The sequence below is a fragment of the Nocardia sp. NPDC051052 genome (genome assembly GCF_044456045.1).
Taxonomy (GTDB): Bacteria; Actinomycetota; Actinomycetes; order Mycobacteriales; family Mycobacteriaceae; genus Nocardia.
Map to the genome: position 1 here is coordinate 419,687 of NZ_JBITFL010000004.1, position 23,562 is coordinate 443,248.

The following is a 23,562-nucleotide window of genomic DNA, read 5'->3' on the forward strand; positions in this document are numbered from 1 at the left end:
GATATCGTGACATACGACGGTGCGTCGTTGTAAGTCGGGACACGCTGTTCGGGGGACGGTAGCGGGTGGGCGGGTGGGCACCGAGCCTACTTTTGTGCGCCACAATGAACCCGTGTCCGACATTGTGAGAGTCCTGCTCCTCGGCAGTACCGGATCCATCGGTACCCAAGCGCTCGAGGTGATCGCCGCCAACCCCGACCGGTTCGAGGTGGTCGGCCTGGCCGCGCGCGGCGGTAATACCGAGTTGCTAGCCGCGCAGATCGCGGCCACCGGGACCCGCAATGTCGCGGTCGCCGACCCGAAAGCCGCCCAGCAGCTCGATATTCAGCTGGCGGGCCCGGCCGCGGCGACCGAACTCGTGCGCCGCACCGAGGCCGATGTCGTGCTCAACGCGCTGGTCGGCTCGCTCGGCCTGGAACCGACCCTGGCCACCCTGCAATCCGGTACCCGGCTCGCGCTGGCGAACAAGGAATCGCTGGTCGCGGGCGGCTCGCTGGTCACTCGCGCCGCGGCGCCCGGCCAGATCGTGCCGGTCGATTCGGAACATTCCGCGCTGGCCCAGTGCTTGCGCGGCGGTCGCGCCGAGGAGGTGGACCGGCTGGTGCTCACCGCTTCGGGCGGCCCGTTCCGCGGCTGGACCGCCGAGATGCTGGAATCGGTGAATCCCGCTGAGGCCAAGACCCATCCGACCTGGTCGATGGGCCCGATGAACACGTTGAATTCGGCGTCGCTGGTCAACAAGGGCCTGGAGCTGATCGAGACGCACCTGCTGTTCGGCATTCCTTACGACCGCATCGACGTCACCGTGCACCCGCAGTCGATCGTGCACTCGATGGTCACCTTCACCGACGGCTCCACCCTCGCCCAGGCCAGCCCGCCCGACATGAGACTGCCCATCGCGCTGGCCCTCGGCTGGCCCGATCGAGTCCCCGGCGCCGCGCTGGCCTGCGACTTCGGCACCGCCGCCACCTGGACCTTCGAGCCGGTCGACAACGCGGTCTTCCCTGCGATCGACCTGGCCCGCCAGGCAGGCGAGGCGGGCGGCAGCGTCACCGCCGTCTACAACGCCGCCAACGAGGTTGCGGTGCAAGCCTTCCTGGACGGCGCCATCCGCTTCCCCGACATCGTCCGCACCGTGGCCGCCGCGGTCGAGGCCGCCGGCCAGTGGCGCACCGAACCGAACTCGCTCGAGGAAGTACTCGCCGCCGACAGCTGGGCCCGCGAATTCGCCAGGGCCCGGGTGGTTGCCTGACCCGCTGGCGGCGATATCCCCAGCGGGCTCGGACTCGCCCGTCGACCGCCGCCTGGCACACTGAACACGCAGGGCCGTGCGGGGTCCGGTTACTGTGGTCGGGGTGCTCGCGGCCGTGACGGATGTGCGGGTCTAGGTTTGTGGGCGGCCGATCCGGCGGTCGCACTTCATAAAGCGAGCTGCGCTATGCAGGAGGGCTGCTAAACACATGGTCTACGCGTTGGGGTTCGTGCTGTTCGCGCTAGGCATCACGATTTCGATCGCGTTGCACGAATGCGGGCACATGTGGACCGCCCAGGCCACCGGCATGAAGGTGCGGCGGTACTTCATCGGTTTCGGGCCGAAGGTGTTCTCGTTCCGGCGCGGCGAGACCGAATACGGCCTCAAGGCGCTGCCGCTCGGCGGCTTCTGCGATATCGCGGGCATGACCGTGCTGGACGAGCTGGAACCGGAGGAGATCGACCGGGCCATGTACCGGCAGGCCACCTGGAAGCGGCTCGTGGTCATGTCCGGCGGCATCGCGATGAACTTCGTGCTCGGCTATATCCTGATCGTGATTCTCGCCCTCGGGTGGGGCTTGCCGCGGTTGGCGCAGCCGCCTGCCACCGCGCTCGGCAACCCGGGCTGTGTGGCACAACAGAATCCGGACGGCACGACCCAACCGTGCACCGGTGACGGCCCTGCCCAGCGGGCCGGCCTACAGCGCGGCGACGTGGTCAAGTCGGTGAACGGCGTGCAGGTACAGACGTGGAAGGAATTCCAGTCCGAAACCCAGAAGCAGTCCGGGCCCTTCACCTACACGATCGACCGTAACGGCCAGACACTCACTGTCCCGGTCACCCCGGAGCGCGTCGTGCGCTACCCGGAGGGGGGTGGCGCGGGCCGCGAGGTCAGTGTCGTGGGAGTCGGCCAAGACTTCAACGACCCGCCGGTCAAGTCCGGCGTGCTGGCCGCGCTCCCGGACTCGGCCGTGTTCACCGCCGATATGTCCGTGCGCACCGTGCAGTCGTTGGCGCAGTTGCCGCAGAAGGTCGGCGCACTGTGGACCGCGGTGACGGGTGGTGAGCGGGACGCGGAGACACCCGTCAGCGTGTACGGCGCGAGCAAGATCGGCGGTGAGACCGCCGAACACGGGCTGTGGAACATCTTCATCCTGGTGCTCGCCAGCCTGAACTTCTTCCTCGGCGCCTTCAACATCCTGCCGCTGCTGCCGCTCGACGGCGGACACATCGCGGTGGTGATCTACGAGAAGATCCGCGACGTCTTCCGTCGGCGGCGGGGGCTCGCGCCCGGCACGCCGGTCGACTATCTGAAGCTCCTGCCCGCCACATACGTGGTTGTGGTCATCGGCGGCGCGTACATGCTGCTCACTCTCGCCGCCGACATCGTCAATCCGATCAAGTTGTTCTGACCTTCGCCGGACGCGGTACCCTGTCGCCGGCGCTGGGGGACAGCACGTTGTCGTGGGCGTCACAGGGTGGTCGTTCGGCGTGCGCGGCTAAGCTCGGAAGGCGAACGGCCCACAATGTACGTACCGAAAGTAGGCAGCCGAAAGTGACCAGCACAATCGGATTGGGGATGCCCGCCGCTCCTGCGGCCGTTCTCGCTCCTCGACGCAAGACTCGCCAGTTGAGGGTGGGCAATGTCGGGGTCGGAAGTGATCACCCGATCTCCGTGCAGTCGATGACCACCACCAAGACCCACGACATCAACGCCACCCTGCAGCAGATCGCGGAGCTCACCGCGTCCGGCTGCGACATCGTCCGGGTGGCCTGTCCGCGTCAGGAAGACGCGGACGCGCTGGCGACGATCGCGCGCAAGAGCCAGATCCCCGTCATCGCCGACATCCACTTCCAGCCGCGCTACATCTTCGCGGCCATCGACGCGGGCTGCGCGGCGGTCCGGGTAAACCCCGGCAACATCAAGGAATTCGACGGCCGGGTCGGCGAGGTCGCCAAGGCCGCGGCCGCCGCGGGCATCCCGATTCGCATCGGCGTCAACGCCGGTTCGCTGGACAAGCGGATGCTGGAGAAGTACGGCAAGGCCACCCCGGAGGCGCTGGTGGAATCCGCGCTGTGGGAGGCGAGCCTGTTCGAGGACCACGGCTTCGGTGACATCAAGATCTCGGTCAAGCACAACGACCCGGTGATCATGGTGGAGGCCTACCGCCAGCTGGCCGCGCGCAGCGACTACCCGCTGCACCTCGGCGTGACCGAGGCTGGTCCGGCGTTCCAGGGCACCATCAAGTCCGCGGTCGCGTTCGGTGCGCTGCTGTCGGAGGGCATCGGCGACACCATCCGGGTCTCGCTGTCCGCGCCGCCCGCCGAGGAGATCAAGGTCGGCGATCAGATCCTGCAGTCGCTGAACCTGCGCCCGCGCAAGCTCGAGATCGTGTCCTGCCCGTCGTGCGGCCGCGCCCAGGTGGACGTGTACAGCCTCGCGAACGCGGTCAGCGCCGGTCTCGAGGGCATGGAGGTGCCGTTGCGGGTGGCCGTGATGGGTTGCGTCGTGAACGGGCCCGGCGAGGCGCGCGAGGCGGATCTCGGTGTCGCGTCCGGCAACGGTAAGGGGCAGATCTTCGTCAAGGGCGAGGTCATCAAGACCGTGCCGGAGGCGATGATCGTGGAAACCCTGATCGAGGAGGCGTTGCGCATCGCCGAGCAGATGGGCGTGGACGCGGGGGCCGGCGAGCCGGTCGTCACGGTCGGCTGATCCGCCGCCCAGGGCTGTAGCCGGACTTGGCCTGGTTCAGTTGAACGCTCCGCGAACTGTTGCGTTCGGCATAGCCGTACCACATCGCCGATATTCGTGGCAGGCTATCAACGTGCGGAGTCTGCTGGAGCCGACGCGCAGGGCGAAGTACGTCCCCGCGCGGCAGCTCGCGAACCGGGACCTGGGACAGGTCCTCCGAGTGCTGGATGCCGATCCGGTGGCCTCGTGCATGGTCGCCGCCCGGCTCCAAGAATTCGGTCTGGACACCAGTCGCTGTGGGCAGGGCGAACTGTGGAGTCGAGGCGCCCCGTCGGAGTCGCTGTGTTTCTCCGGTGCCAACCTGGTCCCGCTGCGCGGTGATCACGACGCGCTGCGGGCGTTCGCGGACCGCGCGCTCAGGTGGCCGCGCATCGCCTCATCGGTGGTCGGGCGCCGCGAACTGGCCTTGCCGCTGTGGGAGATGCTGGCCGACCATTGGGGTCCGGCGCGGGAACTGCGCGGCGAACAGCCGCTGCTCGCCCTCGTGCAACCGCCGCTGGTGGCCCCCGACCCGAACGTGCGTCGAGTGCGTCCGGATGAACTCGACCGCTACCTCTGCGCCGCGATCGCCATGTTCATCGAGGAGGTCGGTGTCGACCCCCGCGCGGGCGACGGCGGCCGCGGCTACCGGCGCCGCATTCAGAGCCTGATCGAATCCGGCCGTGCCTGGGCACGTTTCGAGGACGGCGAGGTCGTGTTCAAGGCCGAAGTCGGTTCGTTGTCCCGGCGCACCGGCCAGATTCAGGGCGTCTGGGTGCACCCCGAACATCGCGGCACCGGACTCGGCACGGTGGGCACCGCAGCCATCGCCAACGCGGTCGTGGCGTCCGGCCGCACCGCGAGCCTGTACGTGAACAACTACAACGAAGTCGCGCGTCGCGCCTACAGCACGGTCGGCTTCCGGCAGATCGCTACCTTCTCCACCATCCTCCTCGACTGACCACGCCGACGCTGAAAGCTGTTTCAGTGGAAAGAAACACGGAGCGGCGCGCAGGTTTGCTCAGCGTTGGCTATTACCATCGGTGCCGATGTCGACAGTGCTCACCCACCCCGCCGGCTCCGCCGGCTGCCGTCCCCCAGTGCTCACCCACCCCGCCGGCTCCGCCGGCTGCCGTCCCCCAGTGCTCACCCACCCCGCCGGCTCCGCCGGCTGCCGCCCCCCTAGGACTGATCCGCTGAGAAAACCGCTAATCGTCACGCTGGCTGTCGCGATGCTCGCGTTGCCCGCCGCCGGTTGCGCGCGTGGCCCGCAGGGGCCGGTGCCCGCGGCGGACGACTTCGTCACGGCGTTCGCGAAGCACGACCTGGCGGCTGCCGCCGACCTCACCAATCAGCCCGAAAAGGCCAGTGCCGCACTGGGTTCCGCGTGGAATCACCTGCAGGCCGAGAAGCTCACGGCGTACACCGGCTCGGCCAGGGTCAGCGGCGACACCGCCACTGTCGACTACACCTACGAGTGGCACCTGCCCAAGGACCGGACCTGGCGCTACACGGGGCAGTTGCAGATGGGTCGCAGCGGCGGCCGCTGGAAGGTCCGCTGGACCTCGTCGAACATTCACCCCAAGCTCGGCGACACCCAGACGATGTCGCTGCGGGCCAACCCGGCCCCCCGCGCGCGGGTGAACGAGCAGGCGGGCAGCGATGTGCTGGTGCCGGGCCAGGTGTCGCGGGTCGCGTTCACCGCGGCGAATGCCGCCGACCCCGGCGCGGTGGCGACCGCGCTGTCGGCGGCACTGAGCCCATTCGACCCGCAACTCACCCCCGAATCCATCCGGGACGCGGCCATCGCCGCCAAGGGCGCGTACACCGTCGCGATGCTCAACGAGAACGAATTCGACCAGGTGAGTACCGATCTCATCGGCTTGCCCGGCGTCATGATCACCTCGGAGTGGGACCTGGTGCCCACCGACCGCGCGTTCGCGCCGGACCTGCTCGCGCAGATCCGCAAGACGGTGATCGCCGAGGTGGACGGCAAGGCGGGCTGGAGCGTGGTCACCATGAACGCCAACGGCGCCGACACCGACGTGCTCACCGAGGTGCCGTCGCAGCCGGCACCGTCGTTCGCACTCAGCGTGGACCGCAACGTGCAGAACGCCGCGCAACGGGCCGTCGACCTGCGCGAAGAGCAGACCATGATGGTGGCGCTCCGCCCGTCCACCGGCGCGATCCTGGCGATCGCGCAGAACACGGCGGCCGACCGGGACGGACCGGTCGCGACCATCGGCCAGTACCCGCCGGGTTCGGTGTTCAAAACGGTGACGGCGGCGGCCGCCATGTCGACCGGCCTCGCCGCACCCGACACGGTGCTGCCGTGTCCGAACCGAATCACCATCGGGGACCGCACGATCCCCAATTACAACCTTTTCACGATCGGTGACGCACCGATGATCACCGCCTATGAGCGGTCGTGCAACACCGCGTTCGCCGACGTGGCCAGCAGGCTGCCGGGCGGCGCGCTGCACGAGGCCGCCGCGAAACTCGGTGTCGGCCCTGGCTATACGGTCGACGGGCTGCCGACGTTTTCCGGTTCGGTGCCGCCGTCGGACGAGCTGATCCAGCGCACCGAGGACGGCATCGGCCAGGGCAGGGTGGTGGTCAGCCCGCTGGGCATGGCCTTGATGGCGGCCACGGTCGCGCACGGCTCGGTACCGGTGCCGTACCTGATCGCGGGTCGCACCACGACGGTCGACGGCGCGGCTCCCGCGCTCGCGCCGCAGGTGATCACCGGGTTGCGGGCGATGATGCGCAGGGTGGTCACCGGCGGTACCGCCGAGCGGATCGCCGATCAGGGGGAGGTATACGGGAAAACCGGTGAGGCCGAGGTCGACGGCGGGTCGCACTCGTGGTTCGTCGGCTATCGCGGCGATATCGCGTTCGCGACGTTAGTGGTCAAGGGTGGCAGTTCCGACAACGCGGTCGCGGTCAGTCGCGACATGGTCGCCGCGCTGCCACCGGGTTACTGAGGCGCGCTGTCGTGCCAGGCTGCCTGATTGCTGGATGGGGCGGCACTGTCCGTGATCGCCGCCCCGGCGTCGCCGCCGTCGAGGATCTGCACGGTTGCCGCGCCGCCGAGGACGATGGCAACGCTGGCCAGAATGGTGGTGGAACGCTTCATTGTTCGGCTCCCTCGGGTCAGGGGGTGTCGACGGGGGGAAGGGTTCTAGCTGTTCCGCGCAGGGATGACCGCGCGAAGTTATCTGAAAGTTTGCTGGCTTTTGAACCGTAAACCGAGATCGATACACCGAACAAGCGCAAGTGGCCGACGACACATGGCAGCAAGAACATGGCGCAGATCACATTCCTGGCGAATCTCGGTGAGACTACCTCGGCACGGGTTGGTCTTTTCGTGGAATTCGCCAAACGCGAAAACAACTCACGCGGAACGGGCGGATCGGCCGGACCGTCGGCCATGCTGCGTGCGCTTTGTCGGCGCGCTCGGCTATGGCCTGCGGGTGTGGGTTAGTCGGCCCGGCGCAGGGTGGCGGCGAGGTGGTGTTGCAAGGGCTCGCCGACTGCCGCCATCCGCAATGTGTAATCGATGGTGTCGCCCTTCAGCTGAAATGTCCGGCCAAGGGCGGTAACGAGTTTGGCGGTGCTGGTGCGGCCGATGCTGGTGGAGTCGAATTCCATGTGCAGCGTACCTTCGGCGACATTCAGTGCGCCCTCGCATATTTCGGTGATGCCGGTGGGGTGCGCCAAGATCAATTCCACCCGGTCCGGGCTCGGGCAGCGCAGATAACCGGTTTCGGCGTGCATCGGTCGGCTGCCGTCGGCGGCGCGGGTGCGCTGCCGGTAGGTCAGGAACGGGCGCCCGAGATGGCCGAACCGGACTTCTTCCAGGTAATCGAACGACAGGATGGTCGGGTATTCGCCGTGCCCGTCGCCACGCCAGGTGCCGAGCAGCGGAGCCAAGGGGGCGATGTCGGGATGGGGTGCGATTGACGGTTGGGGTTCGACCACGGCGCACAGCCTAAACCTGTTGGTTCTCGGGGTGTTCGCATACTCCCGAATTCGGTTTCGTGCCTAAGGTTAGCGTCGCCTAATCGGTTGTTGCGGTGTTCGGCGCGCCGCGCTCGCCGACCCGATTATTCGACCGCTCGGCAAACGCGCTTCCGTTGAGGTGCAGTGCGTTTCCTGGTCTGACGCAAATGGCCCGCACTCCGAGGGTGCGGGCCATTCGTGTGCGCGGCGTGCTCAGAAGGAGCAGTCGGCGTTTCCGCCGCCCTTCAAGATCCAGAGCACCCCGCAGAAGATATCGGCTGACGACGAACCGGTCGGCGGCCCGGCGACGGTGTTGGCGGGGGTCGGTGCGGAGACCGGCGCCGCGGCCGCGAGGCCGGCCGGCGCGACGAGCCCGGCGAGCATGGCAGCAATAACGACTGTCTTTTTCATCATGCACATCCTTTACGTCGTATGATCTTGTCCCCGAGGAGTATTCGGTGCATGCGATTCGGGTGCATGCCCCCAATCCCTTTGCCGACGAGCGCAGTCCAGCAAACGTCGAGCGGGCCGTGGCTGAGTTGCCTACCGCTATGTCCCGTTCGGCGGTGGGTGGCCGCGTTTACCCGCGGCCGGTCGGGGCCGAGGGGCGCGGGCTGGTGTCTTCGACTTGGATTGCTGCTTCGATTTCGTCGACGGCAGTGCGAATCATGGCGCCGTACGGGGTTTCGGGGAGAGTGTGCAGCGTGGCCCGGGCGGCGGCGAGTTCGCGCTGGGCGGCGGCGAAGGAGCTCAGTCGGCGGTAGTTGTCGGCCAGGTTGAGGTGCAGGGACGGGTAGAAACCTTGGACGTCCAGGGAAGAATGATATTCCTGGGCGCGCGCGTCGGTGAGCGAGTCGGCGGCGTCCAGCGCGCGGATGTCCCAGGCGAGCGCCTCGGCCGCGTCGTCATATAGGTCGGCCAGGTAGTGGGCGAGGGTGCAGCGGTGCAGGGGGTCGCCCTGCGGGCCAAAGGAATCCCAGAGGGTGCGCAGGGCCTCGCGGGCCGTGTCGGGTTGGCCTTCACGCCCGAGCGTTACCGCGCGGGTGATGGCATCCATGGTGTCGTCTGTCATGGCTGGGGGTTCCTATCTGTTGATTGCCAGGTCGGCATGGCCAGAGTGGTGAGGTCGCCGTCGGTGGCGGACCGAAGGACGATCGGGCGGTCGGGCGCGGCGATGTCGAGCATCAGGTCTGGGCCCAATGCGGCGTGAATGGCGGGGAGCAGAGTCGTGATGTTGAAGGAGAGGTCGATGGCGGAGCCGGTCACCGCGGCGGGTAGATGATGTCGGTGGTTGCTGTCAGAAACGGTGAGGCCGGTGTGATCGACCTCGAATCGCATTGTGGCGGAGCTCTTTTCGAGGAGAGTGAGCAGTGGCGTGCGGGCCGTCACCACTCGGGTTCGCACCGGCGCGAGGCCGGACAGCACCGCTCGATAGTCGGGGAATGGTTCATCGATCACTCGGCAACGCCGCTCGGCACCGTCGCCGACCAGCGATAGCCCCTGATCGGTTGGGGCGGCAACGATTTCGTCCAAATGGCGAAGCCAGCCGATGATCGGCGTGAGATCACCGGCATCGACCACCACCGACCAGTCGTCACCGTGCCGATCCCGCGACACCATGGTCCGGGTCGAGAGCCGGTAGCGATCAGTGGCGGTGAGCGTCAACGAATTCGCGCTCGCCTCTACGAGAATCCCGGCAAGAACAGGTATTTCGCGGTCATCCGCCGCGGCGGCCCGTACCTGCTCGAACGCCTCCGCCAGCAGTGCGGCGGACAGCGTGACACCGTCGCCCATCGATCCGAGTGTTTGCTTGATCTGCTCGGCGATATCGGCGGCCGTCCGCGCGCGTCGCCGCAACTCGTCGACGTGCTCGTCCAACAGCCGCTCAGCGCGCCCGGTATCCCCGGACAGGATGTCGGAGATCGAATCGAGCGGTACCTCGATCGCCCGCAGGCGCCGGATCAACGCCGCGCGTTCTCGCTGTGCCTCGGTGTAGTACCGATACCCCGTGAGCGGATCGACCCTGGCGGGCGCCAGCAACCCGCAGTCGTCGTAAAACCGCAGCGCACTCGCCGTGAGCCCGCTCGCTCGCGCCAGTACGCCTATCGTGATCAACCCGTCGGACTCTGTCATCAGGTCATCATGGAGTCTCAGGTAGGCGGAAGGTCAAACCGCTCAGTCGGTGAGTGCGGTTTCCCATCGCCGCGACCATTCCCACACGCTCTGCAGCGCGGTGTCCAGTTCGGTTCCCGCGGTGGTGAGTTCATAGGACTTGTCCGCGTTCTTCACGATCAGCCCCGCGCCCTGCAGATGCTGCAGCCGCACCGAAAGCATGCTGGACGAGCAGTTGTCCATCCGTCGCCGCAGTTCGAGGAACCCGAGCGGTCCGGGTGCCAGTTCCCACAGCACGCGCAGTATCCACCGCTGTCCCAGCAGTTCCATCGCGGCCAGTACCGCCGGATCGATCCGGCCGGTGGGTGGCTTCGCCCCGCTTGCACTTCTCATTTAGAACTACCATAGTGATTCTGATTTAGAAGCAATCCGCCGGGCCGACGGCCCGCGATCGAGAGGAAAACGGTGGGCCATCCAGCCGGACAGCGAATCGTTCTGATCACCGGTGCCTCCCGCGGCATCGGCGCCGAAACCGCGCGCGTGCTCGCCGCCCGCGGCGATCACGTGATCATCAACTATCGCGAAAAGCTCAAGCGCGCCAAGGCGATCGCCGACGAGATCACCGCCGCGGGCGGCAGCGCCGCCACCGCGGGCGCCGACATCTCCGACGAAGCCGCCGCCCGCACGCTTATCGAAACCATTACTCAGCAATTCGGCCGCCTGGACGTCCTCATCCTCAATGCCTCCGGCGGCCTCGAACGCAACGCCGCCCCCGACTACGCCATGTCGATCAACCGCGACGCGCAAACCCGCCTCGTCCAATTGGCCGTACCCCACATGCCGCCGGGTTCGCGCATCGTCTTCGTCACCAGCCACCAGGCCCACTTCCACGGCCGCAAACCCGTCCCCGCCGACTACGAACCCATCGCCGCCAGCAAACGCGCGGGCGAAGACGCCCTCCGCGCCATGATCCCCACCCTCACCAGCCATGGCATCACCCTGCACACCGTCTCCGGCGACATGATCGACGGCACCATCATCGTCCAACTCCTGGAGCGCCGAAACCCGGCCGCCGTCTCCGCCCGCCGCAGCAACGCCCCGCTGCCCACCATCCCCGAATTCGCTGCCGCGGTAGCCGAAGCCACCACCAGCCCCGCCGAAACCGGCCACACCGTGTACGTCGGCGGACCCGACTACCTCATCGCCGACAGGGCCTGACCTGCGCGTTGTCGATCGGTCCACGGCCTGCCGAGGCGGCCTGGGCGGAGCCTGCGCGCGCATCGAGCAAGATTTGCCCGACTTGCGCAGGATTGCTGTCGGCGCCGGGTCGGCTGGGCATAGCCGCAGGTGATTACTTCCGAGTGGCAGATTAAGGTGTGGTCACTCGAGGTTTGCCGAGTTCGATTTATGCGGCGGCAGGCTGGTGGGGAGGTGGCTGACCAGCGCGTGTCGGATAACGGAAGTGGGTGAAATCGACGTGGAGGGGGGATGTCTCGTTCACGCTATCGATGTGTGCCAGGTGCGGGATGTGCTGCGGCGACGTCACCACCCGAGGGGCGGGGGCGTACCGACGCGCGGCCAGGCGGGGGCGCTGACATGAATCCGGACCGGACGCTGCCCGCGAAAGATCTACTGCTCGCCGCCTTCCGCGGCTTCCCGCACGACGACCATCCGATGCTGGAGGCGGCGGGCGAACTGGCCCAGCTGCACCTGGTGCGTGAGCGGACCCCGGCCGCCGAGTCGGTCAAGATCGATCGGCGGCGCATCCAATTGATGCGCACCATCGATCGGTGGGTCACCCTGGGAACCCCGGTCCCGGAAATCGCCGCGCCCGAGCACACCGAAACCGTCGGCAGAATGGTGGATCGGCTGGCCTGCATGACCGCGCAGGCCTTCGCCACGCTGGCCTTCGCGCCGGAGGCGGTCTTCTACGACGCCTGGGTGCAGATCGAGGAAATGGCCGACGGCTACCAGGATCTCATCGACGACCTGCGCACCGGCATCCGGCGGCTACCCGACGACCCGTACGACCAGTGGTGAGCTACTTCCCGCGCCCGAACAGCCGGAACGACCGATTCCGGCGCTGCGGCAGCGTCGCGTAGACCATGGTCATATCGGCGAACACCTCCGCCTCCCGCTCCCGATCGACACCGAACTCGCGGCGTCCGAGCACATGCTCGACCGACTGCGGCGACACCGAGGGCAGCATCAGCGCGAGCGCCGGCGGCGCCGGTGCGCGGCGATCGGATTCCCGCGTGCCGTGACCGAGCAGCATGTGCCCCACCTCGTGCAGGATGATGTGATCGGCGTTGCGGTCGGTGGCTTCGGCGTCGTAGATGATGAGGTCGTCGTGTTTGCGCGCGACCCACAGACCTCCTCCGCCGCAACCGATCTCGTTCACCAGGGCCTTGGCCGCGGTGTGCAGGCCGATGGAGCGGCCACGGTGCGCGGCGACGGCGGCGAGGTAGGCGTTCAGATTCCACGGGTTGGGGAGGGGCACGGTTCGGGTCGCGTCACCGAAACGAGCGTCCATGCTGGTCATCTCGGCACACATTACTCACAGCGTCGCGAGTAGTCACCTACCGATACGGACTTACCCGACGGGGGAATTGTCACGTCCACCAACAAGATCCACTACTCGGCGGGCGGTTCCGCCGCCGGGGGATCGGCATGCAGGTAGCGGATCAGCAGCTGATTCACCCCCCACAGCACGACGCCGATCGCGAGCAGGATCCCCGCGATCGTGTACTGCTGCGGATTGCGGTCGGTCCACGGCGTCACCAGGAACCCGCACGACAACGCGCCGATCACCGGTAGTGCCGTCGGCGTGCGGAAGTGCTCGTGTGTCACGCGATCTCGGCGCAGCACCAGCACGGTGACATTCACGATGGTGAACACCGCGAGCAGCAGCAACGCGGTGGTGCCGCCGAGCTCGGGCACCTCGCTGACGAAGGCGATCAGGCACAGCGCGAGCAGCGTGGTGAACAGGATCGCGATGTAGGGCGTGCGCCGACCGGAATGCACGCGCCCGAGCGACCGCGGCAAGACCCCCTGCTTGGCCATCCCGTAGAGCAGGCGACTGGCCATGAGCATGTTGATGAGCGCGGTGTTGGCGACGGCGATCATGCTGATGTAGGCGAACACATGCGTCGGGAACGACGGCCAGCCCACCCGCACCACCTGCAGCAGCGGGGTGTCGCCCTGGCTGAGCTCGGGGACCGGCACCAGCGCGACCGCGGTGATCGACACCAGCACATAGACGACGACGGTGACCGTCAGCCCGGCCAGCAGCACCTTCGGGAAGATCCGGCTCGGCTCCTTGCACTCCTCGGCCATATTGACCGAGTCCTCGAAGCCGACCATCGCGTAGAAGGCCAGCGTGGTCGCCGCGATGACACCGCCGACGGCAGTGCGGTCACCGGTATCGAATTCGGTGATCCGGCCGAAATCGCCGTCACCGGCGCCGAGTGCCCAGCAGCCGATCCCGATGACGATCAGCAGGCCGGTCAGCTCCACGCAGGTGAGCACCACGTTCAGCTTCACGCCCTCGCTGACGCCACGCAGATTGATCACCGCGATCACCGCCATGAACGCCAGCGCGATCACCGTGATCACGAAGCCCGTGCCGATATCCAGGTTGAAGGCCTCGGCGAAGTTGGCGGCGAAGGCCCGCGACGCGGTCGAGGCCGAGGTGATCCCGGAGCACATCACCGCGAACGCGACCATGAACGTGAGGAATTGGCGGCCGAACGCCTTGTGCGTGTAGAGCCCGGCCCCCGCGGCGTTCGGATATTTGGTGACCAGCTCCAGGTAGCTCATCGCGGTGACCAGCGCGACCAGGAACGAGACCACGAATGGCACCCATACCGCGCCGCCGACCTCATGGGCGACCTTCCCGGTGAGCGCGTAGACCGAGGAACCGAGGATGTCGCCGATGATGAACAGCAACAGCAGCCACGGGCCCATCACCCGCTTCAGCTCCGGTTCCGTTTCCCGCTGTGCGGTGACGTCGGCCATGTGGTCCCTCCCAGATGTTTCGCAACAGATGGTTGAAGTACCCCGAATCGGTCGAAAATAGCCGACCGGCGTTGGTTTCCGGCGTGAAGCCACCGACGGATGAACCGAACCGCACGCTATCTCGGTATCTCCTAGGACAGCCGCCCGCGACATGCGGACAAGTGCCGGTTCCCGGCAAACCGGCGCGGGTATCCGCAGGATGAGAGCGTGCAGATGAGCCTGCTGACGGTGTCGTCGCGGCCGCGGATCGGGGCGGTCGCGCAGTGGTGGGTGCTGACCTGCCGCCTGATCCGGCCGTTCTGGCGCAACGGGGAACTGGTCACCGCCGTCGTCGCGCCCACCGTGTTCACCCTCGGTTTCTACGTGCCGTTGAACCTGGTGATGAGCGTGTACGGGCACGGACTGAGCAGCTACGCGCAGTTTCTGATGCCGATGATCGTGATGCAGTCGGTGGCTTTCTGCGCGACCTCGGCCGCGTTCCGCGCGGCCAGCGACGCCAAGGACGGGCTCACTATCCGGTTCGGATCGATGCCGATGCCCGCTGCGGCCCCCTTGGCGGCGCGAATCACCGCCGCCATGTACCGCGCGGCGATCTCGCTGGCCGTCGCCATGCTGTGCGGCCGGGCGATCGGCGTCGAGTTCTACGGAAGCTGGTGGGAAACAATCGGGTTCGTGGCCTTCGGGCTGCTGGTGGCGTTGGCGCTGTGTCTCGGCGCGGACCTGATCGGCAGCCTCGCCAAGAGTCCAGAGGCGATCACGCAGGTGCTCATCTTTCCGCAGCTGATCCTCGGTCTGGTGTCCACCGGTCTCGCGCCCGCGCGCCAATTCCCGTCCTGGCTTCAGGGTTTCGCGCGCAATCAGCCGGTGTCGCAGTTCGTGTACGGGCTGCGCGCGCTGGCCGGTGATTCGAGCGGCAACGCGGGAGTCGTCGGATGGGCGGTGCTCGGGCCCGGTTTGGCCTGGGCGATAGGGATACTCGTGGTGTGCGGGGCGCTGGGTGCGGTGGTCGCGGTGCGGAGGTCGGAATGACCCGGGCGGATAGCCGCGCCGCGGATCTGCCGCTGGTGCACGGCCGGACCGAGACCTGGCGGCTGCTGATGCCGCAGACCGTCATCCAGACCCGGCGGCTGCTGCTGCGGTGGTGGCGTGACCCGTTGACCATGGTGCAGTCGCTGGTGTTCCCGGCGATGCTGCTGATCGTGTTGAATACCGTGCTCGGCAAGCAGATTTCGACGTTCTCCGGAGCGAGCGCGCTGTACGGCTCGGTGCCGATGGTGGCGCTGGTCGGGGTGATGTCGGGGTCGCTGGCCGGCGCGATCACGCTCGGCCGGGAACGGGATCAGGGCCTGCTGGCCCGGCTGTGGGTGCTGCCGGTGCATCGCGCGTCCGGACTTGCCTCGCGGATCCTCGCAGAGGGAGTCCGAATTCTGCTGTGCACCATGGTGTTGTTCGCGGTGGGGATGGCGCTCGGCTTCCGGTTCGAGCAGGGTGTGCTCGCCGGTATCGCCCTGTTCGGTGTGCCGCTGCTGTACGGGCTGGGCTTCGCGACGCTGGTCACCGCCGTTGCCGTGTTCAGCGCGAAAAGCGCACTGGTGGAGGCGGTCTCGCTCGGATCGTCGATCATGATGTTCTTCAGCACCGGCTTCGTGCCGCTGACCGCGTATCCGCGCTGGGCCGAGCCGATCGTCGCGCATCAGCCGATGACCTACGCGATCGACGCCATGCGCGGGCTGTCGCTGGGCGGGGCGGTGCGTGGCCCGCTGCTGGCCACCGTCGCGTGGTCGGTCGGCGCGATCGTGGTGTTCGCGGTGCCCGCGACGGTCGGCTACCGGCGGGCCAGCCGGAGTTAGTTACCGATCCGCGCGGCGGTTTCCATGATCATCTCCGCGGAGTCGCGCGGGCTCAACGCCATCGCGCGCAGCTGGTCGAAAATCACGCCGAAGCGCCGGATTTCGGGATGACCCTCGATCAGCTCGTCGCCCGCGATGCCCTCCACATACACCAACTCCGGATCGGCCGGGTCGTGGAAGTCCAGCAGGGTGAACGAACCCGCCATGCCGGGATGGGCGCCCGCGTTGAACGGCAGGATCTGCAGGATCACGTTCTTACGCTTGGTTTCCTGGAGCAGCCGATCCAGCTGGCCGTGCATGACCGCAGGCCCGCCGACGGTGCGCCGGATGGCCGCCTCGTCCATCACCACCCACAGCTCGAGTGGCTCCTCCTTGGTCAGGTTGGCGGCCCGGTCCATCCTGGCGCGCGCCCGGTCCTCCATGATCGCCGCCTCCACCTTCGGCATCGAGGTGTCGATCACCGCCGTCGCGTACTCCATCGTCTGCAAAAGCCCTGGGATGGTGGAGGTTTGGTAATGCCGGGCGGACAACGCCTCGGCCTCGAAGTTGATGTACGCCGCGTACACCTCCGACACGCTGCCCTCGTACGCCCGCGACATACCCGGCTTCAGTGCGTCCGACAGCAGTTCCATCGCGTCGTCGCGCTGCTCCTCGCTCACGGCGTACAGGTCGAGCATCGCCTGGAGGGTGCGCCGCTGCGGCCGCGCCTGCGCGGTCTCGATCCGATACAACGTGGTGACGTTGATCCCGGTCCGCGCACTCACCTCCTCTTTACTGAGTTCGGCGTGTTCGCGCATCTCGTGCAACATCGCGGCCAACCGGCGCAATCGCACGGTCAGCACGGTGCGCTTGCCTGCCATGCCAACATCCCTTCGGTCCCGCCCACAGCGGCAAATATGCGACATAGGCGCGTTCGTAGGACGAAAGCGTACGCTTTCCCACTCGTCAGGTTGACAGGTTTCCGGTTCCAAAGTTGCAGGTTCCATCCGCCGTGTCGTCGGCGATGAATAGATTTCGGTCCTCAGGACCCGGTGTCTTTCCGATCACCATCACGTCTGGATACTTCGCGGGTCACGACGCGGAGGAGAGCAGCACGGTGACGCTCGAGGGGGCCTGCCCCGGCGCGTCCGTCGGGAGCCTCACCGGGACTCTCCGCGTCTTCTGACGGCGGTCAGCCGCGCGCCAGCTCAGATGCGTTGCGGCTGAGCAAGTCCCACGCTGCGGTAACGTGCTCCTCGCGAGTAGCGGTGCCGCCGATGGCCAGCCGGAGGGTGAACGTGTCGCGAACCGTGGTGTGGGACAGATAGATTCGGCCGGAGTCGTTGATTGCCTGCAGTAGCTGGCGATTCGGCTCGTCGGGCCCGCGCAACCGGAAGCAGACGAGCGAAAGGGGATGTGGGGCCATCAGTTCGAAGCGATCGTCGGCGGCCACCCACGACGCGAACCGCTGCGCCAGCGCGACGCTGTGCCGAATGTGCGCACGCAGCCCTTCGGCGCCGTACCAGCGGATCACCGCCCACAGTTTGAGCGCGCGGAACCGGCGCCCCAGCGGCACCTGCCAGTCGCGATAGTCCACCACCGTGCCCGACTCACTCGCGCTGTTGCGGAGGTACTCCGGCACCACCGAGAGCGCGCCGACCAGCGCCGCACGGTCGCTGACATAGCACGCGTCGCAGTCGAACGCGGTGAGCAGCCATTTGTGCGGATTGGTCGCGTAGGAGTCGGCGTAGTCGGTGATGCCGTGATGAATCCACCGCAGTTCCGGGCAGATCGCGGCCACTCCCGCGTACGCGGCGTCCACATGCAGCCACGCGCCGAACTCGGCGCAGATCGGGCCGATCCGGTCCACCGGGTCGACGGCACTCGTGGATGTCGTTCCGACGGTGGCCATCACCAGCACCGGCGTGAGACCCGCGTCCACGTCGCTCGCGATCGCCGTTCGCAACGCCTCGGGGTTCATCGACAGGTCCGCGCGGGTTTCGATGAATCGCACCGACGCGGTGCCCAACCCCGTGATGCGCGCGGCCTTCTCCAAGGACGAATGCGCCTCGATCGAGGCGTAGACGCGGTAACGGCCACGGTCGACGCCGTCGGTCCGCGCGCGTCCGTCCGACTTCCGATGCAGCGCCGCGAGCAACACGACGAGCAGCGCGCTGGACGCGGAATCCTGGATCACGCCGCCGCCGCTGCCCGCGAAGGTGAAACGCTCGGGCAGTCCGAGCAAGCCCGCCAGCCAGTCGAGCACGTGCTGCTCCAGCTCGGTACAGGCGGGACTGGTCTGCCACAACATTCCCTGCACGCCGAGCCCCGCGGAGAGTAGCTCCGCGAGCACCGCCGGACCCGACGTGCTGGACGGGAAGTAGGCGAAGAATCCCGGATGCTGCCAGTGCGTCAGCCCGGGAACCACGATCGAGTCGAGGTCCGCCAGCAGCGCGGTGAACGGTTCGCCTGTCTCCGGCGGCGCGTCGGGCAACTCGGCCCGCACCTGCCCCGGTTTCACCTGCGACAACACGGGCAACGACGCCGTTCGATCCCAATAGTCGGCGACCCAGTCGACCACCGCGCGCCCGTGCTCGCGAAATTCTGCTGCGGTCATATGACGAGGTGGCGGGAAATCGGCCATGGCGTGCGCCTCCGATAATCGATCGCGCGGCTCATCCGGATAGGCCACGGTCTAAGAAAAGTGTTGTGGGCACCAAGGCTTCACGGATCGGAAACCTGGGGAAACCTGGTGTTCGACTTCGACGCGTAGGTTCACGCGGTATGACTGGGGCGGGTTCGACCTCGAAGCGGTTCGTGCACATCCTCGCTGTCGTCGCGGCGGCCTTGACCTTGGTTTTCGGGCTGTCGACGGGTGAGCAGGCGCCGCGGTCCGTGCGGGGCGATTCGGTCGTGCTGGTCAGTGCCGCCGTGCCGCAGCGCGCGTGGGACACGCTGGCGCGGATCGATGTGGGCACCTGGCCGCCGAACGACGGGTCCGGCACCAAAGGCGGTGGGACCTGGTCGAATCGGGATGCGACGCTGCCGAGCACCGATTCCTCGGGACGACGGATCACCTATCAGGAGTGGGACGTCAATATCAAGAAGCCGGGGCAGAACCGCGATGCCGAACGCATTGTCACCGGCAACGATCGTTCCGCTTGGTACACCGGCGATCACTACGTCTCGTTCACCCGAATGCGCTGAGCGGGAGCAATCAGACTCGGGCGCGGTTCGCAACCCGCCTTGACAGGTTATGCGCCGGAAACCGCGGCCCGAGTGGTTCGTGAGCAACCGGTTGGCATCCCTTCTGGCGCATGCTGATCCGCTATCAAGACGCGCGATCGACGCGCCGAAAGCGGGTCGGTGCGCACACGCCAAGTAGGTTCTCGCATCGCCCGAGGTCATCGACGATGCCCCCTGCTCACCAGGCGCTGAAGCTGTTGTCCAGCCGTGAGATCGGGTGTCTGAAGGTGCGCACGCAAGCGAGTCGCAGCAGTGCAGACGCACTCTTGCGTTCTTGCATCGGTAAGCGCATGATCCAGCTAGCCTAGTTGTGAACAACCGATCCGATGACCGGGATAACCGAATCGAGAGCCAATTATGTTGGTACAAAGCGTGTTGGTGTCGGGCGAACTCGAGGTGTGGAGATGAGTGCACCGACGGTGGGGGTCTTGCCAACTGCTCCGCAGTTATTGTGCGCCTTTCAGGGCCGCCGTTTCCAAGATCGGGAAATGCTGCGCTCCGCCCACGCGCTCGCCGAGCTGCATGCGCGCAGGCGGCAGGTCCGCGACACCGCGTTGATTGTCGAAATCGACTGCCGCCGAAGCGAACTTGTCGACGACATCAACGACTGGATCGGCAAGGAGATCCCGCAGCATCGCAACGGCGCCTCGCTGCACACGGAAAGCCTCGGTGCGGTGGTGGACCGGATGGCGCGCAGCTGGGTGGACGCGAACCAGGCCATCGACGTCGACGGCGCGCGCAGTGACAACACCCATAAACATTGGTACCACCTGGCAGAACTTGTCGATGGGTACACTGATTTGGTAACCGACGTGGCCGGCGGCCGTCGTCGTTTGCCCGAGCAGTGATCCTTTGAAGCAACGGATTCCATCGTGCTAGTGACACTGCCCCGACAGCGTCGCTTGCTACAAGGCGATGTCCCAGAGTTGTCATCCGACCAGTGACTTTCTCTGGACGATTACTTCGCCTGCACAGTGACGGCGGGCGCAACGGGGCGCCCCGCCCGGCGTGCCGCGTGGTCGACTGGCGCGGCACGCCCGCTGAAATTCTCCGCCCTCACTCGGCGATAATGTAGATTTCGTGCGCCGCCACCCGGACGTTGCTCTGCCCGTGCGTCCGCATTCGGGCGAGCAGCTCCACCCAGGTGGCCGTCCAGCCGAAGTGATTGCCGCACTGCGCGATCAACGCCAGCGCCGCCAACGCGGTCGCGCTGTCCACGTCGGCGGACAAGTCGCGCGCAAGGGTCGTCATGGTCTCGGCGTCGACCATCTGCCCGGTCCGCGCCAGCTGTATCCGCAGCTGTTCGGCCGGATAGACCACCAGGGCGCCCCGCGCCAGCCCGCAGGCCTGCTGGATCGACCGCACACTCGACGCGGCATCGGCCCACCGGATCTGGGCGAGCAGCAGATCGATCGCAAACCGTCGCCACTGCGTTTCGCCCGCCAATCGCTCGGCCACGATCACCGCCGTTGCCCGCGCCTCATCCGACTGGCCTGCCGCGGCGCCGAGATTGCTGAGCAGCGTCGAGAGCCGCTGGCGCGCGGGCAGATCGCGACCGGCGATCACGATGTCCTCGGCGGCGAGCAGCCGCTGCACCGCCGCGGGCACCTCGGCCCGGAAATCCCCGCCGACGAGCACCCGCGCGGCCTGCCGCCACAGCCCGGCCTCACCCAGATCGGCGAGCCTGCGGACCAGCATGTCGCCGGTGTCGGCGGGCGCCCAGCGCTGCCACCCGCTGAGCACGCGCATCGCCTCGGTGGCCAGCTGGACATCGGTGCCGCCCGCCATCTCCCGCACCAGCCCGGCCATCTTGCGCCGCTGCGGAATCGGCAGCAGCGCGGGCGTGAGATTCAAAGCCTCGCCCGCCACCGCCGGGTCGTGTGACGCCTCGGCGAGGATCTGCCAGGCCTCGTCGTGGTCGAGCAGCCAGCGGCACGCGAAGACCACCGCGCGTTTGACGTCGCGATGCTGGTTCGGGCGGTCCCAGATCGCCCGGATGGTGGCCATCGCCTCCGGTACTCGCAGCGCCGCGAGCAGCCGCACCCCCTCTTTCAGCGACGTGATCTTCGGCGAGTCGAGCAGCCGCGTGAGCGCGCCCGCGAGCCGGTCCGGTGCGACGCTCCTGGCGCGGGAAGCGATGCCGCTCACCGCGACTCGCGCCCGATCGGAGTCCACGTACCGGCCGAGCACGCCGATCGCGACCTCGACGTCGGCACTGCGGCCGAGCGCGGTGAGCGCCGCCTCCGCCACCGTGAGATCGGGGTGGTCGGTGTAACCGACGAGCCGCGCGAAGCTGCCTGGCAGGCGGCCCAATCGTTTGACCGCCCACGACTTCTCCCAGAGCGAAGACTCCTTCGACCGCACCAGCGCGGCGAGCGCCCGGGCGTACAGCTCGATCTGCCGCGGCGTCCATCCGTCGAAGCCCGCCGAAAAGTCGGGTACCAGACGCACCTTCGGCGCGATGAACCGGCCCGGCGTGGCATTGCTGAGCACCGCGTCGAGCAGATCCGTTCGGCGCGTGGCGATCACGTGCTGGACCCGCGGTAACGAGATGAGCGAGCGGTCCCGGTTCAGCAGGGTGGTGAGGTGTTCGTCGCGGGTGGCCGGGTTGGCCAAGGCCAGTTCCACCGCGCCGCGAATCACCGAGTCGTCGCGGGCGCCGCAGGCCCGAAGGATCAGTTGCTGCAATGGCGCGACCTGCCAGGCGCGCTCGTTCAGCCCGGCGGCCAGGCCGAGCGTGAGGCCCCATTCATCGCGTGCCGCGTCGCCGTCCAGCCGCCGGCGCAGCGCCGCGAATAGTCGGTGCTCGGCGCCGCGCGGCAGGTTGCGGTCCAGGTGCCGCAGCGGCAGCGAGCTGGCATGGGCCGCAAGACTTTCGGTGAGTCGCAGCGCCGACTCGGTGTAGGCCGGTTGGTCGGCGCGGGCACCGTGCACCAGCAGCGCGCGAGCCAGCACGCCGACCGCGTCGGTGGTCATGACCGATCGATCGCGGGCTTGCAGCGCGTCCGTACCCAGTATTTCCAGTGCCGGCAGATGTTCGGCGCGCAACAAGGTCGGCGGGATCTCGGTGACCGCCTGTAAAGCGATGCGCCGCACCGGGTCTTGTTCATTGCGCAGGCGACGCAGCGAATCGAGCAGCGCGCCGACCACCGCGGGATCGCGGCTGCCGACCGCGGCGACCACCAGCAGCGGGTAGGCCTCGGCCCGCTCGTCGGCCGTTGGGCGGCGGATGCTTTCGCGCAGCACGGGTTCGGCTTCCTCCCACGACAGCCGCGCGATCAGCCGTTCACGGACCGGCCGATCGTCGGAACCGCCTTGGCGCGCCAGCAATTCACGGGCAAGTGCCACCCGATCGTCCCGGGGCAGGCTGTCCAGTGCGTCGAGATCGACCTGCGCGGCATCGACGCCGGGCCGGATGAACACCTGCCGCACCAGCTCGGTGCGCCGGCTCGGCGGCAGTTCGTGCAGCAATCGCCGCCGGTGGTATCCGGAATACGCGGCGCACACGGCGAGTAGTCGATCGTCGGGGAGCGCACGCAAGGCGGTGAACACGGCACGTCCGGCGAGGCAGTTGCCGCGCCCGCTCGGATGCGCGATCAGCTCGACGACCGCACCGGGGTCGTGCCGAGTCAGCGCGCCCGCTATCGCATCCAAGCCCCTGATCTGCACGTACCGCACCGCCTGCGCGGCGAGCGCGAGTAAACGGTCCGGGTCGTGGCGAGCGAAGGCGCTCGCTCCGGCGGCGATGCGCGGCCACAGTTCGGGCCAGTCCGATTCACCCGCCTGGGCCGCGAGATCGGTGAGATAGCTGAGCACCGCCTCGGTGTGCCTGCGGCTCAACGTGCACCAGTTCGGCGCGGCGTAGGCGAACTCGGGCAGCTGCTCGGTGACGATCCGTGTCGAGCAATAGGGCAGGATCCGCGCCGCCTCGGCGTCCCCGAACAGCCGCCGGACCTCGGGCAGCAAGGCGTCGGCCAGTCCGGCGTCGCGCGTCCGTCGGCCGACCGCGCGATACAGCACGTGCCGCGTCCGGTACGCCATCCGTGGCAACCGCTCGACCAGCACCTCGGGCTGCACGCCGAGCCGGACCAGCGCGACTACCGCGCGCGATACGAACTCCTGTCCCGTCGAATCCAGTTGCCCGACAAGATGTTCGCGGTCGACGGCGATCGCGGCCAGGTGGATCGAAAGCACCCGCTCGTAGCGGCCCCGCCCCGCCAGATCGGTCAGCAACGCGCCGAGTTCCGCGGTACCGGCCAACCGCAGCGCCACCGCCGCGATGGCCCGGCGCCGCTGCGGCGCGGACAAGGGCTCGATGTCCTTCACTAGCTTCGTCGCCGGTGCTGCCATTGATCGACCGCCAACCTTCTCTCA

22 protein-coding genes are annotated in these 23,562 nt (G+C 67.6%); 11 read left to right on the top strand and 11 right to left on the bottom strand.

The genetic code is table 11. The features are described from left to right. Positions 1 to 112 precede the first annotated feature (112 nt). The 5 genes from dxr (at position 113) to ACIBCN_RS15960 (ending at position 6,966) form a co-directional block, all read left to right on the top strand. Positions 113 to 1,252 carry a 1-deoxy-D-xylulose-5-phosphate reductoisomerase gene (dxr, locus tag ACIBCN_RS15940; RefSeq protein ID WP_396992275.1) on the top strand — a complete coding sequence of 380 codons (1,140 nt, stop codon included), beginning with the start codon at positions 113 to 115 and terminating at the stop codon, positions 1,250 to 1,252. 208 nt (positions 1,253 to 1,460) lie between these two features. After that, entirely contained in the window at positions 1,461 to 2,663 is a 1,203-nt protein-coding gene (locus tag ACIBCN_RS15945; RefSeq protein ID WP_396992276.1) for a M50 family metallopeptidase, read from the top strand. Between the two features lie 143 nt (positions 2,664 to 2,806). Then, on the top strand, positions 2,807 to 3,964 hold the full coding sequence (gene ispG, locus ACIBCN_RS15950) for a flavodoxin-dependent (E)-4-hydroxy-3-methylbut-2-enyl-diphosphate synthase (protein ID WP_396992277.1): 1,158 nt from the start codon (positions 2,807 to 2,809) through the stop codon (positions 3,962 to 3,964). A gap of 112 nt (positions 3,965 to 4,076) precedes the next feature. Beyond that, positions 4,077 to 4,943, top strand: a complete 867-nt coding sequence (locus ACIBCN_RS15955; protein ID WP_396992278.1) for a GNAT family N-acetyltransferase — start codon at positions 4,077 to 4,079, stop codon at positions 4,941 to 4,943. 271 nt (positions 4,944 to 5,214) lie between these two features. Then, positions 5,215 to 6,966, top strand: a complete 1,752-nt coding sequence (locus ACIBCN_RS15960; RefSeq protein WP_396992279.1) for a penicillin-binding transpeptidase domain-containing protein — start codon at positions 5,215 to 5,217, stop codon at positions 6,964 to 6,966. On the opposite strand, the gene ACIBCN_RS15965 is transcribed toward ACIBCN_RS15960, so the two are convergent. From ACIBCN_RS15965 to ACIBCN_RS15990, 6 genes are all read right to left on the bottom strand, one after another. Further along, the gene (locus tag ACIBCN_RS15965) at positions 6,960 to 7,118 is read right to left on the bottom strand and encodes a hypothetical protein (protein ID WP_396992280.1); all 159 of its coding nucleotides are present in this window, start codon (positions 7,116 to 7,118) and stop codon (positions 6,960 to 6,962) included. The two genes, ACIBCN_RS15960 and ACIBCN_RS15965, sit on opposite strands and share 7 nt — an antisense overlap. A 344-nt stretch (positions 7,119 to 7,462) precedes the next feature. Beyond that, positions 7,463 to 7,963 carry a peroxynitrite isomerase gene (locus ACIBCN_RS15970; protein ID WP_396992281.1) on the bottom strand — a complete coding sequence of 167 codons (501 nt, stop codon included), beginning with the start codon at positions 7,961 to 7,963 and terminating at the stop codon, positions 7,463 to 7,465. A gap of 234 nt (positions 7,964 to 8,197) precedes the next feature. Next, a complete protein-coding gene (locus ACIBCN_RS15975) occupies positions 8,198 to 8,398 on the bottom strand; it encodes a hypothetical protein (protein WP_396992282.1) in 201 nt (66 codons plus the stop codon). 166 nt (positions 8,399 to 8,564) lie between these two features. Then, a complete protein-coding gene (locus ACIBCN_RS15980) occupies positions 8,565 to 9,056 on the bottom strand; it encodes a hypothetical protein (RefSeq protein ID WP_396992283.1) in 492 nt (163 codons plus the stop codon). Then, on the bottom strand, positions 9,053 to 10,117 hold the full coding sequence (locus ACIBCN_RS15985; RefSeq protein WP_396992284.1) for a MerR family transcriptional regulator: 1,065 nt from the start codon (positions 10,115 to 10,117) through the stop codon (positions 9,053 to 9,055). The genes ACIBCN_RS15980 and ACIBCN_RS15985 overlap by 4 nt, the downstream gene beginning before the upstream one ends. 42 nt (positions 10,118 to 10,159) lie before the next feature. Beyond that, positions 10,160 to 10,489: a winged helix-turn-helix transcriptional regulator gene (locus tag ACIBCN_RS15990; RefSeq protein WP_396992285.1), complete on the bottom strand. Its 330-nt coding sequence runs from the start codon at positions 10,487 to 10,489 to the stop codon at positions 10,160 to 10,162. A gap of 72 nt (positions 10,490 to 10,561) precedes the next feature. Between ACIBCN_RS15990 and ACIBCN_RS15995 the strand changes: the two genes are divergently transcribed. Beyond that, positions 10,562 to 11,314, top strand: coding sequence for an SDR family oxidoreductase (locus ACIBCN_RS15995; protein WP_396992286.1), 753 nt, complete (start codon positions 10,562 to 10,564; stop codon positions 11,312 to 11,314). Positions 11,315 to 11,692: 378 nt separating this feature from the next. Beyond that, positions 11,693 to 12,136 (top strand): DUF4254 domain-containing protein, encoded by a 444-nt coding sequence (locus tag ACIBCN_RS16000; RefSeq protein ID WP_396992287.1) that lies wholly within the window; start codon positions 11,693 to 11,695, stop codon positions 12,134 to 12,136. A gap of 1 nt (position 12,137) precedes the next feature. Here the strand turns inward: ACIBCN_RS16000 and ACIBCN_RS16005 are convergent, their stop codons facing one another. Together ACIBCN_RS16005 and ACIBCN_RS16010 are read right to left on the bottom strand one after the other, a co-directional pair. Then, entirely contained in the window at positions 12,138 to 12,638 is a 501-nt protein-coding gene (locus ACIBCN_RS16005) for a hypothetical protein (RefSeq protein ID WP_396992288.1), read from the bottom strand. Between the two features lie 92 nt (positions 12,639 to 12,730). Next, positions 12,731 to 14,113, bottom strand: a complete 1,383-nt coding sequence (locus tag ACIBCN_RS16010) for an APC family permease (RefSeq protein ID WP_396992289.1) — start codon at positions 14,111 to 14,113, stop codon at positions 12,731 to 12,733. Between the two features lie 213 nt (positions 14,114 to 14,326). On the opposite strand from ACIBCN_RS16010, the gene ACIBCN_RS16015 reads away from it, so the two are divergent. Next, complete coding sequence (locus ACIBCN_RS16015) at positions 14,327 to 15,142, top strand: ABC transporter permease (RefSeq protein WP_396992584.1); 816 nt, start codon at positions 14,327 to 14,329, stop codon at positions 15,140 to 15,142. Continuing rightward, complete coding sequence (locus ACIBCN_RS16020) at positions 15,139 to 15,963, top strand: ABC transporter permease (protein WP_396992290.1); 825 nt, start codon at positions 15,139 to 15,141, stop codon at positions 15,961 to 15,963. Before ACIBCN_RS16015 ends, ACIBCN_RS16020 begins: the two co-directional genes overlap by 4 nt. On the opposite strand, the gene ACIBCN_RS16025 is transcribed toward ACIBCN_RS16020, so the two are convergent. Both ACIBCN_RS16025 and ACIBCN_RS16030 read right to left on the bottom strand, forming a co-directional pair. Further along, positions 15,960 to 16,823 carry a helix-turn-helix domain-containing protein gene (locus ACIBCN_RS16025; RefSeq protein WP_396992291.1) on the bottom strand — a complete coding sequence of 288 codons (864 nt, stop codon included), beginning with the start codon at positions 16,821 to 16,823 and terminating at the stop codon, positions 15,960 to 15,962. The genes ACIBCN_RS16020 and ACIBCN_RS16025 overlap by 4 nt on opposite strands. Positions 16,824 to 17,134: 311 nt before the next feature. Then, entirely contained in the window at positions 17,135 to 18,559 is a 1,425-nt protein-coding gene (locus ACIBCN_RS16030) for an aminotransferase class V-fold PLP-dependent enzyme (protein ID WP_396992292.1), read from the bottom strand. Positions 18,560 to 18,726: 167 nt separating this feature from the next. On the opposite strand from ACIBCN_RS16030, the gene ACIBCN_RS16035 reads away from it, so the two are divergent. Next, positions 18,727 to 19,149, top strand: coding sequence for a ribonuclease domain-containing protein (locus ACIBCN_RS16035; protein ID WP_396992293.1), 423 nt, complete (start codon positions 18,727 to 18,729; stop codon positions 19,147 to 19,149). A gap of 527 nt (positions 19,150 to 19,676) precedes the next feature. Further along, entirely contained in the window at positions 19,677 to 20,036 is a 360-nt protein-coding gene (locus ACIBCN_RS16040; protein WP_396992585.1) for a DUF4254 domain-containing protein, read from the top strand. 208 nt (positions 20,037 to 20,244) lie between these two features. Here ACIBCN_RS16040 and ACIBCN_RS16045 read toward each other — a convergent pair whose 3' ends face one another. After that, on the bottom strand, positions 20,245 to 23,538 hold the full coding sequence (locus tag ACIBCN_RS16045) for a hypothetical protein (protein ID WP_396992294.1): 3,294 nt from the start codon (positions 23,536 to 23,538) through the stop codon (positions 20,245 to 20,247). Positions 23,539 to 23,562 lie beyond the last annotated feature (24 nt).

Bases quoted from the DNA above. Each gene is read 5' to 3' on its own strand.
- ACIBCN_RS15945 (WP_396992276.1), top strand. From the start codon at position 1,461: ATGGTCTACGCGTTGGGGTTCGTGCTGTTCGCGCTAGGCATCACGATT.
- ACIBCN_RS16040 (WP_396992585.1), top strand. From the start codon at position 19,677: ATGCTGCGCTCCGCCCACGCGCTCGCCGAGCTGCATGCGCGCAGGCGG.
- ACIBCN_RS16030 (WP_396992292.1), bottom strand. From the start codon at position 18,559: ATGACCGCAGCAGAATTTCGCGAGCACGGGCGCGCGGTGGTCGACTGG.
- ACIBCN_RS16015 (WP_396992584.1), top strand. From the start codon at position 14,327: ATGAGCCTGCTGACGGTGTCGTCGCGGCCGCGGATCGGGGCGGTCGCG.
- ACIBCN_RS15965 (WP_396992280.1), bottom strand. From the start codon at position 7,118: ATGAAGCGTTCCACCACCATTCTGGCCAGCGTTGCCATCGTCCTCGGC.
- ACIBCN_RS16005 (WP_396992288.1), bottom strand. From the start codon at position 12,638: ATGACCAGCATGGACGCTCGTTTCGGTGACGCGACCCGAACCGTGCCC.
- ACIBCN_RS16010 (WP_396992289.1), bottom strand. From the start codon at position 14,113: ATGGCCGACGTCACCGCACAGCGGGAAACGGAACCGGAGCTGAAGCGG.
- ACIBCN_RS16000 (WP_396992287.1), top strand. From the start codon at position 11,693: ATGAATCCGGACCGGACGCTGCCCGCGAAAGATCTACTGCTCGCCGCC.
- ACIBCN_RS15975 (WP_396992282.1), bottom strand. From the start codon at position 8,398: ATGATGAAAAAGACAGTCGTTATTGCTGCCATGCTCGCCGGGCTCGTC.
- ACIBCN_RS15985 (WP_396992284.1), bottom strand. From the start codon at position 10,117: ATGACAGAGTCCGACGGGTTGATCACGATAGGCGTACTGGCGCGAGCG.
- ACIBCN_RS15960 (WP_396992279.1), top strand. From the start codon at position 5,215: ATGCTCGCGTTGCCCGCCGCCGGTTGCGCGCGTGGCCCGCAGGGGCCG.
- ACIBCN_RS15990 (WP_396992285.1), bottom strand. From the start codon at position 10,489: ATGAGAAGTGCAAGCGGGGCGAAGCCACCCACCGGCCGGATCGATCCG.
- ACIBCN_RS16035 (WP_396992293.1), top strand. From the start codon at position 18,727: ATGACTGGGGCGGGTTCGACCTCGAAGCGGTTCGTGCACATCCTCGCT.
- ACIBCN_RS16025 (WP_396992291.1), bottom strand. From the start codon at position 16,823: ATGGCAGGCAAGCGCACCGTGCTGACCGTGCGATTGCGCCGGTTGGCC.
- ACIBCN_RS16045 (WP_396992294.1), bottom strand. From the start codon at position 23,538: ATGGCAGCACCGGCGACGAAGCTAGTGAAGGACATCGAGCCCTTGTCC.
- ACIBCN_RS15980 (WP_396992283.1), bottom strand. From the start codon at position 9,056: ATGACAGACGACACCATGGATGCCATCACCCGCGCGGTAACGCTCGGG.
- ACIBCN_RS16020 (WP_396992290.1), top strand. From the start codon at position 15,139: ATGACCCGGGCGGATAGCCGCGCCGCGGATCTGCCGCTGGTGCACGGC.